A 14,953-nucleotide genomic window follows, 5' to 3' on the forward strand; every position below is an offset into this window, starting at 1 on the left:
TTTTTTTTTGCCTGAAAAAAAGGAAAATGAACAAAAAACAAAAGTTAAACCATCTGCGAGAAATATCGATCCGCCAGTTACGAAGATTCAGTGAACCATTGAAACGCCAAATCGTGATGGATATAGAAACCAAAGTGACGACGATTGCCGAAGTAAGTAGAGAATATTCGGTAACGAGAAATTCGATTTACAAGTGGATCTATTCGTATTCAAAGAATAGAAAAAAAGGAGTGAGAACGGTCATCGAAGAAGAAAGTGTCTCAACGAAGTTAGAAGGGCTGAAAAGCAAAATCAAAGAATTGGAAAGTGTTATAGGACAGAAGCAAATGAAGATCGACTTTCAAGAGAAGATGATCGAGTTTGCGGAAAAGGAATACTCTGTAGATATTAAAAAAAAATTTGGTTCCAAACGCTCCTATGGTATTGGGAAGAACGATCCCGATTGAAAATAAAAATGTCTTTGTTGTATACGGTCCTGAATATTAGTAAGCAGTCCTTTCATCAAAGACTGAAACATTATTTGTGTATGCAGGAGGAACTTGGTTACCTATTACCGATGATTCGAGAAATTCGCGACGATCATCCTAAAATGTCCGCCAGAAAAATTTATCGAATGATACGTCCTAAAACGATAGGTAGAGACCGTTTTGAGGCATTCTGCTTTGAGCGCGGTTTCCAAGTAATCGTTTCTAAGAATTATAGAAGGACTACAAATAGTTTGGGTGTTACGAGATTTCCAAACCTTATCATCGGACTCAAGATTTCGAGACCGAACCTTGTTTGGGTTAGCATATCACCTATTTTGAGTTAGCTGGTCGATGGTGTTACTTAACTTTCATCATAGACATATATGCAAGAACCATAATTGGTTTTACGGCTAGCAAAGAACTTTGTGCGGAACAAACTTCAATTCCCGCTCTCAAGATGGCAATTCGATTCCGTAAATCTTTCAACCACAAGATCACAGGTGTCATTTTTCATTCCGATGGTGGCGGTCAGTATCATTCCAAAGAGTTTCTGAAGTTGACAGGTATGAACCACATCAAGAACAGCACTGCATATGACGTTTATGAAAACCCGATCGCTGAAAGAGTCAATGGTATCATTAAGAACGAATACCTGATTCCTTACGGCGTGGACTCCTTCGAACGGCTTCAAAAACTGCTTCCCAAAGCGGTTTCTCTTTACAACAATGTTAGACCGCATGGGTCGCTTCGCTTCGATACGCCCTGCTCATTCGAAAATAAATTTATTAAAAATAGGAGAAACACTGGTCAAAAAAAGGTCAATGTCTGACAGGCAAGGTCACCCTAACATCCGCCCCCTATCCACTGACTCCTAGTACGCTCCTGCAAATTTCCTTTGAAATTTTAAGACAAGTTCTAAAGTAAAACACTCCCTGAATTACGATCCATAGATAAATATGATTCCTAGAATTAAGACAGCTCGAAGTGTGATCTTCTTATTCGACGAAGTCAAGAAGACCGGTGGCAGATGGATCGCTCATCTCAGCTTAGCCGAGAAACAACATATGTTTCGATCCGGAACGCGCCTTTTTAGAAGTCGTTCCGATGAGTTTCTCGCTTCGCGGCTCTTGTTTATCATTTCGAAGTTAGAGATCGTTGATTTCGGGGTTGCCTCGGAATTCCATCTCGAAAGATCGTATTCTAATGAAAACCTTTCTTCTTCTCGTCTGTTCCAATCTCTTCATGACCTTTGCCTGGTATGGTCACTTGAAATTCTTTCGCGGATGGAATCTTCCGTTGACGATTTTCCTCAGTTGGGGAATCGCACTTTTCGAATACATGCTGATGGTTCCCGCAAATCGAATCGGTTACGGAGAAGAAGGTTACAGCGCGTTTCAACTCAAGATTCTGCAAGAGGTCATCACAATTAGCATTTTTATTTTGTTCGCGTCCTTGGTTTTAAACGAAAAGATCAAGTGGAATCACGCGGTGAGTTTCCTATTGGTCTTGGCCGCCGTTGGTTTTGCGTTCTATGATAAAGTTCCCAATCCGGCGGCTCACTAAGTGGTTTTCTTTCCAAGTATGTCGAATTGAAAAAGACCTGATCCGGAATTCAGCCGGTAGTATCACCCACAAGTTCTGCAAAATACAATCGATTGGGCAATTTTATCTTGTCGGAATTACCGAAGCGCCATGGATTTTTGATTTAAAACCTATCCATTAATCCCCGAACGCATCGGTTTATAAGAATTTTTTAATCTCTTTCGCGAGAGTTTTACCGTCGGTTCCGCCGGGAAACGTAACAAGAATCCGACTCCGGTCATCCAAAACATACAAAAAAACCGTATGATCGACCGTGTAACCGCCTTCCAACTGAGGAGCGCTCACCTTTTTGGAAACCGCCCCGAAAGCACTTTGCAAAGAATCCAACCGGGACTTTTCTCCTGTCAAAGCGATCAACCTTTCGCCCGGAAACTGTTTTACATATTTTGCAAGTAGTTCCGGAGAATCCCTTTCCGGGTCCACGCTGATAAATATGGGAGTCAGATTTTTTCCTTCGTCACCGAGTTCCCGGACCGCAGCGGACATATCCAGGAGCGCCCTTGGACACATATCGGGACAATGAGAAAATCCGAAATAGACGAGTTTCAGTTTTCCGGGAATTTCGCTCAGATGAATTTCCAGATTATCCGTATTTTTAAGCGAAGAAGAAGACCATTCCCGAACAAAAATGGGTTCGAAACCGGATTGCGATTCGGATTTCCAACCCTTCCATCCGAAAAAACCGATTCCGATCCCGAAAAACAAAACGGTTATAAATAAAATTCTTTCCTTCAAAACGTTCTTCTCCCGAAGATTTACGACTTTTGCACGTTAGACGTCACACGGCGACGATCCAACCCATGGCCCCGTTCTCCGCCATCTTCGTCTGATGAGGATGAAACATATATCTTCCTCGTTTCGGGAGAGTAAATTCCACGATCACTCGTTCGGTTTGTCCGAGTGTGACCACGTCCGTATGATCGTCCGGAGTCAGTCTCGTTCCGGTTCGAAACACGTCGAATGTCTGAGCGTGTAAGTGAAAGGACGCCACGGGTTCGTATTCGCACATGTTCGCGATATAAAGACGAACCTTTTGTCCCACCGGAACCTTAATCGGATATCGATCGTAAAAACCGGCCATTCCGTTCCAAGAAAAGATATAATTCTTTCCCTTATCTTCCAAATCCCATCCGGAAAGAATCAACATGAACTCGTGCGCGGTCGGACGACCTCCCGGAGGATCTACGATCAGACCTCCGTAAAGTCCCTTAGCCATGTGTCCGGCAAGAGGAGGAACGTGACAATGATACGGATGAAATCCGATCGGGCCTGCGGTGAGTTTATAAGTTTTTTCGCCCCCGATAACGACGGGCTCCCAACCGTCTTCGTTCGGATCGTGACTTCCGTGAAAATGAATCGAGTGAGGATGTTCGGAATCGTTTCTTAAAGTGACTTCTATCTTCTGTCCGAGTTTGGCCCTAACGACCGGGCCGGGAACCATTCCGTTGAAAGTCCAAGCTTTGACGACCGTGTTATGAGCGACCGTCAGAGGCATTTCAACAATGTTCAAATGTTGTTTTAAAATCGGCCCGGAAGAAATTTCTAGATTCTTCAACTCCATCCGAGCGAGCATAGCCGGATCGGTTTGAAAGGGAGGATGCACCATACTCCCATACGAATTGTTTCCCGGGTTTCCGGGAATCGTAGCTTCCTTATTGACTCCTACAATTCCGGGTCGGACTTTACAGAGCAAACCTCCGTCGTCCTTTCCGTCTCCGATCGAACTGATCCCGGCTCCTGCGGCCAAACCGGCTCCGCCGATTCCGATCCATTTGAGAAATTGTTTGCGGTTCACTCCTTTAGAATTTGGCGACCGATGTGATGATGATAATCAGCGCCAAAATCCCCACTCCACCGTACACGAGAACGTTTTTCAACCAGGCGGGAACCTTAGATCCGCCCGCGAGGAGATATGCGCCCGCCCCCACGATCGGAACGAGAAGAATCGCTCCCGTCCAAATCGATCCGATCTTAGAATCCACGTCTTCCCTTTTTACGAGATCCACCAGCGCCAAAGGCGCAAGGAGTGTGTAGAGTATAAACGGAAAGTAATATCCGTAAAAGTTGAATAGTAAGGCTAAGAATCCGGGTCCGCCGATGACAGTTTGTTCCATAATTTTTCTCCTATGATAATTTCTGAATATTCTAAATTGATTAACTTACCGTTTTGGTTCCGACGCCGTTCATCAGGGAAATTCCGGTGTAGGCCGCTAAAAGGAAGAATGCGATCAGTCCGCCCCAAACCAAGGTTCTTTTGAACCAACTCGGGTATTTGTTTCCTCCTAGGAGATAAACCGCCGGACTTAAGATCGGGATCAGAGTGATCGCGGCGATCCAAAACAACTTTTTGTTCCGATCCAAATCCGTTCTGTCTTTCAGATCGAACAGAGACAGGGAAGTCCAACAGATATAAATCGCAAACGGAAGTAAAAATCCCAACCAGTGATAGAAAAACGGGAAAAGGCTGATCGGTTTTACGAGAGTGATCGCACCCGTAGTGGGCGCCGGTTTTCTCGGAACCGTTTTTAAAACTTCTTCCGCTTCCTTTGGAAGACTAATCTTATTCAGATCCAAATTGAAGTCTTCAAAAGCGGTTAACGCAGGTCTCACCGGAGCCGAACTTCCTTGGGGAATGTTGATCTGAGGTTTCGGAATCGGTTGTTCCTTATAATTCCCGGAAGGGAATTTTCCTCCGGAAGCCTGGACCATCAAACCGAGGGCTCCGAGCATCATGGAAAGATCTCCGCCCATCGGAAGTCGGATCCAAGAATTACAACCGTTCCATTTTTCCAAAAACGCGGGAAGTTCCGTTCTATATTCGTTTCCGGAAAAACAATTGCCCGTGCTCATCGGCCCGGCGAGAGCGATGTCCGCCCTCCCCGAATTATAGACGATGTTGTCTTGAACCACGTTGTTATGCGAAATCCAAAAGTTTTCGTCCAAGTTGGGAAGAATTACGATTCCGTTGTTTTCGTGATCGATCACAACGTTCTTGCGGATGACGTTGGAAAGACCGCCCGCAATCAGGATACCGTTTCCGAAAGAAGGATATTCCAGAGCCGCGATCGGAGCCTTGGGATTATTGTTGTTGTAGACCAAGTTTCCGACGATCGTGGTTTCCCTTTCCGGAGGAAGAAGTTCCCTATCGAGTGTGTTCGGTGCGAGACCCACGATATTATTCTTCCAAACGGAACCGATCAGATAGAGTTCTCCGCCTGCGTTCGTACCCGAATAACCGAGAGCGTTGTGTTCCGAAACAACATCGGAGACGATCGCCTTACAAGGATAACACTGACCGATATAAATTCCGGAGTCGGGAGAACCGGATGCGTAGGAATGTTCGATCACGCCGTTCATAGAATCGAACGCGTAGATTCCGTAATCTCCGTTGTTATACGCGGTCAAATAAGAACCTCGAAAACCCTTGACTCCTGTCCAGTAAAAGCCGTTTAACGTAGCGTTTCTTGCGGTCATGTTTTCGATCACAACCCCGTCCGCGGCTACGACCATGATCCCGTTTCCTCTTTGAAACTGACCGTCTATGACGACCTTGTTCCGATCCACACCTCGAATCGTAATCGAAGGAGTCGTAACGGTCACTTCTTCCAAATAAACGCCTTCGCCGATCAAAACGAGATCGCCCGGACTGGCCGCATCCACCGCGTTTTGAATCGTAGGATAAGAAGAAGGAACCTTACGAGTGGTTCCGGAAAATTGAGAAACGTTCTTCCAGGATCTGCCCGATTTCGCGGCCGGGTTGTAAGGAACGTTTCCTACGACAACGTCTCCGACCATTCCGCTCAACCCGTCGGGAGTCGCGTGAAAAGAACAAAAGTACGGGAACACACCTTCTTTGGAAAAGGTAACTTTTGTTTTGGTGCCGCGGGGCATAACGATATTACCGAAGGACTTTTCGGTGGACCAATTCTTGTCCACAGAGATCGCGTTATGCGGATTGTTTCCCGAGTTGACAAACTCAACGATTCCACCGACTGGAATTCTCTGCATCGGAGGAGAAAAAGAGTTATCGATCATCAATACGTGAGCGAAACCTTCGATTTCATTTTTCTTTTCCCCCGAACAAGCGGAAACGAGAACGCCTAAACAAACTCCGACAAAAAGTAAAAGAAACAAATAAGCGGCTTTTTTGATTTCGAAACTTGGTTTTTTCATTTTTGATTGAACCTCCGGGCTTTCCGGAATTTTATTGGTATACTGAATCTGAGAATTGTTATGAATAGTGCGCACTTTGCATTCGATCCTGAAAGTTTATGCGGTAAAAAAAAATCTTCTCGATCTATAAATGACCCTATATCTCTTCTTTTCAGAATAATGAGCATATGCTCACATATTTCAAAAAACTCAAGACAAAAATAAGATGAGAAAGATTTTCCCCGAACCGAATTGGAATGTTTGTTATTTTGCAATCGGAAGAATACGAATGTTCGAAAAGGATACGGAACAATCATGAGTTTTGTTTCCCATTTAAAAGACGTATTCAAAATTCCCTCTCATCCTTCCACACATCCGAACGCTTGGAAAAGAAACATCATCCAAGGTTTTTTAGTTCTTACTTCTTGTTTTGGATTTTTGATTTATATCCCGAGCGTCTATTTAGCGTGGGAACATGGACTCGGAGAAGTGGTGATTTTGAACACTCTCGCGCTTCTTCTCGTATGGTTTCTTTTATTACTGCCGAACCGATTCCACAAACCTAAGTCTTACTTTCTATTGTCCTTGGTTTTCATCATGGGCTGTTTACTCTATACGAAGATAGGACTCGGAGGCGCGGGAATACTTTGGTTTTTTTCAGTTCCGATTTTGTGCGGAATTTTTTTACGCCGGACTTTTGCGTTTTGGGGTTGGGTCGTCGCGTCGGTTTTCGTTTTTTCGGGCGCCCTCTTCTCGCATTATAAAGTCTGGGCCGGATCGGTAACTCCCTTTCAGATTCTCGTCGTAGGAGCCAACTTCACTTTCTTATGCGGGGTTCTCACGTTTTCGGTGATGTCCATATTAAGAGGACTTACCGACGGAATTAGAAAACAAAAACGACTCGTACTTCTCCAAAAAAAGACGAACAAAGAACTTCAGAACGAGATCGCAATCCGAGCGGTTGCCGAAACAAAACTCACGGAGTCTTTGAGGGACAAGGAAACTTTATTTCGAGAAATTCAACACAGGGTAAAAAACAATATTCAGTTGATTCTGGGAATGATGACCTTGGAGCAGGAACAGGCCAGGTCGGAATCGGCTAAAAAAGCGATCGAATCCGCAATGAATCGGATTCAATCCATGGGAATGGTTCAGGATTATTTATTTCTGAAAAATTCTTATAAGATCGTGGATGCAAAAGATTATCTCGGTTCTTTAGTGGATCATCTTTTTCTTTCTTACGGTCCCAACGACGGAAGAATTCAATCCGATTGTAATATAGAAGAGATCTTACTTTCCGTAGACAAAGCGATTCCCTGCGGATTGCTCCTAAACGAACTCCTTTCCAATTCCTTTAAACACGCTTTTCCGGAAAATCGAGAAGGAAAGATTACGGTCTTATTTCGAAAATCCGATTCGGGATATTTGATCCTGGAAGTTGCGGATAACGGAGTCGGCGTAAAATCCGAAAAAAAAGAATCATCGGAAGAGGAATCTCTCGGAATGAATCTCGTCAGAGCCCTTAGTTTTCAATTGCGGGGAGAACTGGAAGTCGAAAAAGAAAACGGCTTTTTGATTCGAGTGCGCTTCTTTCCTTAAAAACTTTCCCCCTTAGCGAGCGTCTTAGAAAAGTTGTTATTTTAGATTTTCTTAAAGTGTTTTCGAGATGGTTTCCGCAAAAGACGGCTCCGGGTTCTATCGCGATTTTTAGAAAATAAGACGGAAAATTTCTGCAACGGTTTTGAGTCTTTTTGGAAAATCATTCCTCCGGAAAGGATTCAAAACAAAGAGTACGTTCCTTCAGAAAAGAATGAAATTGTTTATGGGCGGCACAATCTTCTTCCGTGCTGACAAAGTAGTCGTATCCGCCTCCGGTCATTTTGATCCTACAACATCCTTGAACGGTCGGTTTCGAACTCTTTTCCGATTCCTTTTTTTCCGTCTCTTTTGCAAACGTGGTTCCGTAAAAAAACAAAACGATAAGAAACGCGATCGGTTTTTGGAAATCAAATCTTCTTTTCATCGTAATAATATCCGTGTTCGGTAGTTTCAAACGACTTTAGCTTTTTTAAGAGGACGTAACGCGTTCAAACCTCTACGGATCATTTTACGATCCCGGATATTTGCGCAAATAAAATAGAAAATTTCGGAAATAAATTGCAATTCTAAATTTCTTACTAATACTGAAGTATTAATTTAGATCCACAGGAACCTTATTTATATGAATTCTTTTACCCGGATTTTACGAAACTTTGCGCGGCCCGAAATTCGTTTTTTATTTTTTATACTTCTTTTACCCAACTGGATCTTCGCGGAAACGATCCTTTTTAAATCCGGAGAAAGCGCCTACGCGACCGTAATCGACCAAGACGCGGAAACGGTAACGGTGATTCGAGACGGGAAAAGGGGAAAATTAGGAAAATCTAAAATTCTTAAAATTATCTTCAAGGAAATCAAAGACGAGCAGGAAATCGCCAAGATCATCGAGGCCGAAAAAAAGAAACTAAACAAAGAAGGCAAAAAAAGCGACAAGGAAGAACAATTCGATACGATCTATCTCGAACAAATGATTAAGGAGAATAGTTATAAAATCGTTCAGAAACGTCTGTCTCTGGTGGAAAAATACCTGGAAGAAAAGGACGGAGATTGGGAAAGTTACATCACTTCCAAAAGAAATCCCTGGGAACCCGTATGGAAATCCGCGCTCCTTCCCGGTTGGGGCCATAGTACGATGAGACAAAGCGGATGGAGTACGACGTATTCCGCTTTGTTTTTCGTCTCTTTAATTTCCTACTTCGGACTGGACGCGTCGGAAAAAGAAAGAGCCAAGGCTTACGATAAAAAAATCGAAAAGATCGTCGAACAACAATTAACGATCGATGAACTTCTCGGTTCCAATGCCGCTTCTTCTACTTCGAATTTAAATCTGATTTTTCAGTTCAACACATTAAGAAATTCGAATGCGTTGAGCTCGATCCGTACGGACGAAGCGGATTACAAAAACTCAAAACACGCGGCTGCCGGAGTCGCAATCGGAATCTATCTCATTCAATTAGGCCACGCTTATTTTGCCGGAAAAACCTGGGCGCAAAACAACGTGATCCAAACTCCGGCGGGCGAAACCGTCTCCGAAGGTTTTGGAATTCGAGGAAATCCGTTGGTTTCCAAGGAAATTGCGGGTGGAACGAAAAGTATCGACGTCGGCGGCCAAGTCCTTTATACGCTCTTTTACTAAAATTGTTCAGCAAAACCCTGCGTGCGTATCTTTCAAGGATCGTTATGGGGCGGTTTTCGGAGAAAAAACGTTTCAGAATTTCATGATTTTCATATATTCAGAAAATATCATTCGTTTTTCCTTCTCCGAAACCGGGCTCGCAGCTCCGGTCGATCCATTGGGAATCATTCTTCTTAAAGAAAAAAATTTGCGGATTTGCAACGGATCGACCCCGCTTTGATCCCTACCGCGGGGATCGTAATTCCGATGTTAGACCGGTACTTTTGAATCGATTTTTTTCTTTCCGACATAGCCTTCGCTTTCCTAGGTTCGCTCCTAAGAACTCAAACAAAGGGCTTCTACTCGTGAAGTCGGTTATGAATCGTAGTTCAAAGACAAAATTTTTCGAAAAAATCAAGATCTACGGATAAGGTTCCCTCGTTTCAAAAGAGTCACAAATTCAAGGTGTCGGTTTCGGAACGGAATGGCCTTTCGAAACCAGCCATTCGGGATTGAAAATCCGAGATTGATACCTGGCGCCGGAATCGCATAACACGGTAACCACGGTATGACCGGGTCCGAGTTCTTTGGCGAGTTGTACGGCGGCCGCGACGTTGATTCCGGTCGAACCTCCGAGAAAAAGCCCGTCCTTATAAAGAAGTTGGTAAACGACTTTTAAACATTCCTCATCGGTAATTCGAATCGCGTCGTCCATAGGCGCACCTTTCATGTTTTCGGTGATCCTTCCGTTTCCGATTCCTTCCGTAAAGGAACTCCCTTCGGCGGAGACTTCTCCCTTTTTAACGAAATTATAAATCCCGGAACCGTACGGATCGGCGACCACGGTTTTGATTTTGGAATTTTTTTCCTTTAAGAAAAGGGAAACTCCCGCGTAGGTTCCTCCTGTACCGAGAGAAGCGACCCACGCGTCAACTTTGCCGTCGGTCTGTTCCCAGATTTCGGGCGCGGTCGTTTTATAGTGCGCGTTCCGATTGGCGAGGTTATCGAATTGATTGGCCCATATCGTATTGTCCATTTCTTGAGCGATTCTTCCGGATACCTTTACGTAGTTATTCGGATCCTTATACGGAACGGCGGGAACGGTTCTCACCTCCGCGCCTAAGGTTCGTAAGAGATCGATTTTTTCGCGGGATTGCGTATCCGGAATGATGATCAGGGTTTTATATCCCTTAGAATTACAAATATGCGTGAGTCCGATTCCGGTGTTTCCGGCCGTACCTTCGACCACCGTTCCGCCGGTTTTCAGAAGTCCTTTTCTTTCCGCGTCTTCCACGATAAAAAGGGCGGCCCGATCTTTTACGGAACCTCCCGGATTTAAGAACTCGGCTTTTCCGTAGATATTACAACCGGTTTCCTCGCTGAAACTGCGGAGTAAGATAAGGGGCGTGTTTCCCACCGCATCGGAAAAATCTTTTTTAACGTTCATATATTCTCTTCTATTCCGGTAGAATAAAACGACTCGTCTCGTAATTCGACGTTAAAACGAGATACTCCGCATTTTCGCGGAGCATCTTCCATATTCTTTCTTTAGAATATACTTTAAAAGGAATATTCCGATTGAACGACTGCCGTTTTTAGGAGCGCGAGTCGTTTTCGTTTTGTTAGGCGACGGTGACGTCTTTGGAAAGGTAAACATCCTGAATCGCGTTCAAAAGAGCGACCCCGTCTTTCATCGGTTTTTGGAACGCCTTTCTTCCGGAGATAAGTCCCATCCCGCCCGCTCTTTTGTTTACGACCGCCGCTTTTACCGCGTCGGAAAGATCGTTCTCACCGGAAGCTCCACCCGAGTTGATCAGGCCGATTTTTCCCATATAACAATTTGCCACTTGGTATCTCGCCATGTCGATCGGGTTATCTGCGGTCAACTGAGTGTACATTCTATCGTCTTTTTTACCGAACTTCAAATCCTTAAAGCCGCCCGCAAAAACTTCGGGAAGTTTTTGTTTTACGATATCCGCTTGGATCGTCGCGCCCAAGTGGTTTGCCTGCCCGGTTAAGTCCGTTGCGAGATGATAGTCGATTTTATCCGGTTTGAACGAGTCGTTTCTTAAGTATGCCCAAAGAATGGTTACGAGCCCGAGCTCGTGCGCCCTATGAAACGCTTCGGAAATTTCTTGAATTTGACGGGAAGATTCGTCCGATCCGAAATAGATCGTGGCGCCGACCGCAACGGCGCCCATATCGAACGCCTGTTCCACATTTGCGAACAAAATCTGATCGAACTTGTTCGGATAAGAAAGAAGTTCGTTGTGGTTGATCTTTACGATAAACGGAATTTTGTGAGCGTATTTTCTAGAAACGAGTCCTAAAACTCCGAGGGTGGAGGCAACCGCGTTGCAGCCTCCTTCGATCGCGAGTTTTACGATATTTTCCGGATCGAAATAAGCCGGATTTTTGGCAAAAGAGGCTCCCGCGCTGTGTTCGATTCCCTGATCCACAGGGAGAATGGAAGTATAACCGGTTCCTGCGAGCCTTCCTGTATTCAGAATTGTTTGATAGTTTCTGAGAACGCTGTTGTTTCGATCGCTTTGGGAGAGAACTTCGCCAACGTAATTGGCTCCGGGAAGGCTTAAAGATTCTTTTGGAATCGTTTTACAAGTATGGTTTAAAAGAGAGTCCGCTTCTGCGCCCAGGGCGGCTTTGATTTTATCAATCATTCCTAAGTTCCTTGTCGATTTGAATGTCGAATACAGGTTTTTTCACTCCACCTGGTTTTTCCATCATTTTTGGTTGTATCTTTTAGCAACCCTCGCACGTTTTTTTAAACGAACGGTAAAGCCCGGATCTCTTCCTTACCGTTACGGATAAAACGGAAAAATTTTAACCTGACTCCTGAACCCTAACCACTGACTCCTAGTACGTGGGAACTCCCACAATCCTCATGGAAAGGTAAATTCAAATTTCTTCAGTAGAGTGAGTTCAAATGCGAAAACGTTTGAATGTGAAAACTAAAACGCAACACTCCCTATGGGTCGTGTTGCGGGTCGAATTTTTTGGATTCGCTTTAAACGGGAATTTGAATGATAAAATCCCAACCCGATTCCGATTTTTTGAGGAGAAGTTGGCCTCGGTTGGCTTGCAAAATTCCATAACAGACCGAAAGCCCCATCCCGATCCGAGCGTCGTTCGAGCGAAAATTTTCGAAGGGTTCGAATCTACTTTCTTCGTTCAAATTCAAATTTAACTTTCCGGAAATTAAAATTTTCAGATAAGACGTGTCTCCGGAATCTAGGGCGGCCTTCAAATGAATCAGAGTTTTTTTCTGATTTTCGGAATAATAGTAAAGAATGTTGTAAAGCACTTCTCGAATCTGATTCGGACGAATGGAAACTTCCAAATCTTCCGGGATTTGTTTTACCAAATGAATCTCTTGAGACTTCAACATCTCGGAGATCATATCTTCAACGGAGTTTACGAGTTGTTTAATGTTGCTTTGCACCGGTTGTTCCGGGTCTTTTTTGGAAAATAAAACCAAATTACGTATGATGGCCGCGATTCTTTCTCCCTGTTCGATGATGAGACGCGCGTAATTTTTCGTGTCGGCGTCTCCTCCTTGATGGTTTCGAATGATATGTCCGTAATTGATGATTCCCATCAAGGGATTATTGATCTCGTGCGCGAGTCCCGCCGCGAGTTTTTGAATCGAATCCAATCTTCTTTCGGACTGAATCACTCTTTCCATTTCAGATTTTTCTTTTTCGGATACGGAAAGAGAGATCAGTTCCGAAAGGATGATGATAGAACCTACGACATTTCTGTTTTCGTCTCTCACGGGAGAAACACGAAACGCAACTTGAATACGGTTTCCGTCTTTACGAGTTAATAAAGCCGGAATGTATTTCAAGTGATCGGATTTTACACTTTCGATTTTTGCCCGAATATTTTCACCGTTGTCCGTGGAAAGCCTCAGAACTTTTTCCCCATGTTCTCCTTGAACCTCGGAAAGAACCCAACCGGTCAGATACTCCGCGGTTCGATTCATAAATAAAATTTTTCCTTCCCGATCCAGAGAAATCGCACCCTCCCCGATGTTTTGGATGACGTCTCTGAATTCATTTCCTTCCTCTCTCGCCTTGCCGAATCTCCTTTGCTGTTTGAGCGCGATCTCGATAGAATTTTTCAGCGCAGTAGGTTGAAACGGCTTCGAGATATATCCGTATAGGGATGCTTTGTTCACGGCTCGGTTGAAAGTTTCCTCGTCCGCAAACGCGGTCATAAAGATGACGGGAACGTCCATTTTCTTTTGGATTTTTTCTGCGGCCTGAATCCCATCCAATTCTCCCTCGATCCGAATGTCCATGAGGATCAAATCCGGCTTCGTTCGTTCCGCGAGCTCCAAGGCCTCGTCCGCAGTTCTTGCGATTCCTGCAATCCGATACCCTAACTTTTGGAGAGAAACTTGAAGATTAAAAGCGATCAGCCATTCGTCGTCCACAATCAGAATTGAAGGAAAAAAATCGGTTTCGGAGGAGTTCATTTTCAGCTGTTACGACCTTGGCAAAAAAGACGGATTCTACTTGAATTGAAAACCATTTTTCAATCTCAATTCGAGAATTCTACCCGGAACGAAGCTTAAATTCAAAAGATATTAATCATTTCGTGGAAAAATTCTTGAACCTTCTCCCCATACTCTTAGGATATATTGAGCGATCCATAGATTAGTATGATTCTTGGACGTAAGACAGCTCGAAGTGTGATATTCTTGATTCGACGGAGTCAAGAAGGCCGATGGCAGATTGATCGCTCTCTTGGGGCTTAGACCCCGGTCCATAGATGAATCTAAATCGGCCACCGCAAACCAAAGTGTGGCGGCTTAACAAAGTCGACCGCGAATAGGAGTGCTGGTGATATCACCCGGCTTTGTTAAGACCTTCCGCCCTCTGTCATTTTAGGAGAAAAGAAATGAACAGTCAAGAAATCAAGTATGTAGGAATTGATTGCGGAAAGAAAAGTTTAGAGGTTGTTCGAATTAATTCGGAGAACTCGCTCGAACGTCGGCAATTCAGTACAACGGAAAGCGGTATTAGCAGTTTATTAAAATGGCTGACTTTAAATGATATTGTAGGTCTGGAAGCGGGCTCTCAATCTTTTAGAATTGCAAAATCAATTTTAAACAAAGGGATTCAAGTAATTGTCTTGAATCCCGGAGACTTAGCAACGATCTATCAATCTTTGAAAAAGACTGATAAAGAAGACAGTTTAAAAATAGCCAGGCTCATTCAACGTTATCCAATAGAAGAATTACCGGTTGTTCCGATTCCCACGGATGAAGAGGAAGATAATCGGCGATTGTGTACAGAGCATGAGAACTGGACAAGGCAACTGACGCAAGGTAAGAATCGACTTCACAGTTTATTCACTCAAGCCGGTTTGACTGAAATCACCAAAAAGCATTTACGAACAAAAGCATCCAGAGAAGTTTCTGTAGCTTTACTTCCTGATCGATACAAAAAGGAAGCGGAACGAATCTTAAAAGTTTTAGATTTAGTCGAACTAA

General features: G+C 44.0%; 14 protein-coding genes and 1 pseudogene. 6 read left to right on the forward strand and 9 right to left on the reverse strand.

The annotated features are described in order from the left end of the window. The first annotated feature begins 98 nt into the window (after positions 1–98). The 3 genes from LEP1GSC194_RS16545 (at position 99) to LEP1GSC194_RS16555 (ending at position 2,030) form a co-directional block, all read left to right on the forward strand. Complete coding sequence (locus LEP1GSC194_RS16545; RefSeq protein ID WP_232424466.1) at positions 99–446, forward strand: transposase; 348 nt, start codon at positions 99–101, stop codon at positions 444–446. A gap of 400 nt (positions 447–846) precedes the next feature. After that, entirely contained in the window at positions 847–1,296 is a 450-nt protein-coding gene (locus tag LEP1GSC194_RS23735) for an integrase core domain-containing protein (protein WP_232424467.1), read from the forward strand. A gap of 374 nt (positions 1,297–1,670) precedes the next feature. Next, positions 1,671–2,030, forward strand: a complete 360-nt coding sequence (locus tag LEP1GSC194_RS16555; RefSeq protein WP_020774660.1) for a DMT family protein — start codon at positions 1,671–1,673, stop codon at positions 2,028–2,030. A 177-nt stretch (positions 2,031–2,207) separates the two neighbouring features. On the opposite strand, the gene LEP1GSC194_RS16560 is transcribed toward LEP1GSC194_RS16555, so the two are convergent. The 5 genes and pseudogenes from LEP1GSC194_RS16560 to LEP1GSC194_RS23675 all read right to left on the reverse strand — a co-directional run bounded on the left by LEP1GSC194_RS16560 (position 2,208) and on the right by LEP1GSC194_RS23675 (position 6,538). After that, on the reverse strand, positions 2,208–2,804 hold the full coding sequence (locus LEP1GSC194_RS16560; RefSeq protein WP_017808679.1) for an SCO family protein: 597 nt from the start codon (positions 2,802–2,804) through the stop codon (positions 2,208–2,210). Positions 2,805–2,847: 43 nt separating this feature from the next. Then, the gene (locus LEP1GSC194_RS16565; RefSeq protein ID WP_020774661.1) at positions 2,848–3,864 is read right to left on the reverse strand and encodes a multicopper oxidase domain-containing protein; all 1,017 of its coding nucleotides are present in this window, start codon (positions 3,862–3,864) and stop codon (positions 2,848–2,850) included. A 4-nt stretch (positions 3,865–3,868) separates the two neighbouring features. Continuing rightward, entirely contained in the window at positions 3,869–4,183 is a 315-nt protein-coding gene (locus LEP1GSC194_RS16570) for a PLDc N-terminal domain-containing protein (protein ID WP_020774667.1), read from the reverse strand. 40 nt (positions 4,184–4,223) lie between these two features. Next, positions 4,224–6,242: a right-handed parallel beta-helix repeat-containing protein gene (locus tag LEP1GSC194_RS16575; protein ID WP_036043485.1), complete on the reverse strand. Its 2,019-nt coding sequence runs from the start codon at positions 6,240–6,242 to the stop codon at positions 4,224–4,226. A gap of 96 nt (positions 6,243–6,338) precedes the next feature. After that, a pseudogene (locus LEP1GSC194_RS23675) lies at positions 6,339–6,538 on the reverse strand (hypothetical protein). Here LEP1GSC194_RS23675 and LEP1GSC194_RS16580 point away from each other — a divergent pair. Further along, positions 6,537–7,820 (forward strand): sensor histidine kinase, encoded by a 1,284-nt coding sequence (locus LEP1GSC194_RS16580; RefSeq protein ID WP_020774658.1) that lies wholly within the window; start codon positions 6,537–6,539, stop codon positions 7,818–7,820. The pseudogene LEP1GSC194_RS23675 and the gene LEP1GSC194_RS16580 sit on opposite strands and share 2 nt — an antisense overlap. Positions 7,821–7,980: 160 nt before the next feature. Here the strand turns inward: LEP1GSC194_RS16580 and LEP1GSC194_RS16585 are convergent, their stop codons facing one another. Beyond that, positions 7,981–8,244, reverse strand: coding sequence for an LIC_11321 family protein (locus tag LEP1GSC194_RS16585; protein ID WP_020774663.1), 264 nt, complete (start codon positions 8,242–8,244; stop codon positions 7,981–7,983). A gap of 198 nt (positions 8,245–8,442) precedes the next feature. On the opposite strand from LEP1GSC194_RS16585, the gene LEP1GSC194_RS16590 reads away from it, so the two are divergent. Beyond that, a complete protein-coding gene (locus tag LEP1GSC194_RS16590; RefSeq protein ID WP_020774664.1) occupies positions 8,443–9,456 on the forward strand; it encodes an LA_0442/LA_0875 N-terminal domain-containing protein in 1,014 nt (337 codons plus the stop codon). Positions 9,457–9,895: 439 nt separating this feature from the next. On the opposite strand, the gene LEP1GSC194_RS16595 is transcribed toward LEP1GSC194_RS16590, so the two are convergent. The 3 genes from LEP1GSC194_RS16595 to LEP1GSC194_RS16605 form a co-directional block, all read right to left on the reverse strand. Then, positions 9,896–10,882 (reverse strand): cysteine synthase A, encoded by a 987-nt coding sequence (locus tag LEP1GSC194_RS16595; protein WP_020774665.1) that lies wholly within the window; start codon positions 10,880–10,882, stop codon positions 9,896–9,898. Between the two features lie 175 nt (positions 10,883–11,057). Then, entirely contained in the window at positions 11,058–12,113 is a 1,056-nt protein-coding gene (locus tag LEP1GSC194_RS16600; protein WP_020774668.1) for a class I fructose-bisphosphate aldolase, read from the reverse strand. 347 nt (positions 12,114–12,460) lie between these two features. After that, positions 12,461–13,933 carry an ATP-binding response regulator gene (locus LEP1GSC194_RS16605; protein WP_020774659.1) on the reverse strand — a complete coding sequence of 491 codons (1,473 nt, stop codon included), beginning with the start codon at positions 13,931–13,933 and terminating at the stop codon, positions 12,461–12,463. Positions 13,934–14,358: 425 nt separating this feature from the next. Between LEP1GSC194_RS16605 and LEP1GSC194_RS16610 the strand changes: the two genes are divergently transcribed. Next, a partial coding sequence (locus LEP1GSC194_RS16610) for an IS110 family transposase (protein ID WP_036040806.1) occupies positions 14,359–14,953 on the forward strand: 595 nt, incomplete at its 3' end.

It is taken from the genome of Leptospira alstonii serovar Sichuan str. 79601, from assembly GCF_000347175.1.
GTDB classification, from domain to species: Bacteria; Spirochaetota; Leptospiria; order Leptospirales; family Leptospiraceae; genus Leptospira; species Leptospira alstonii.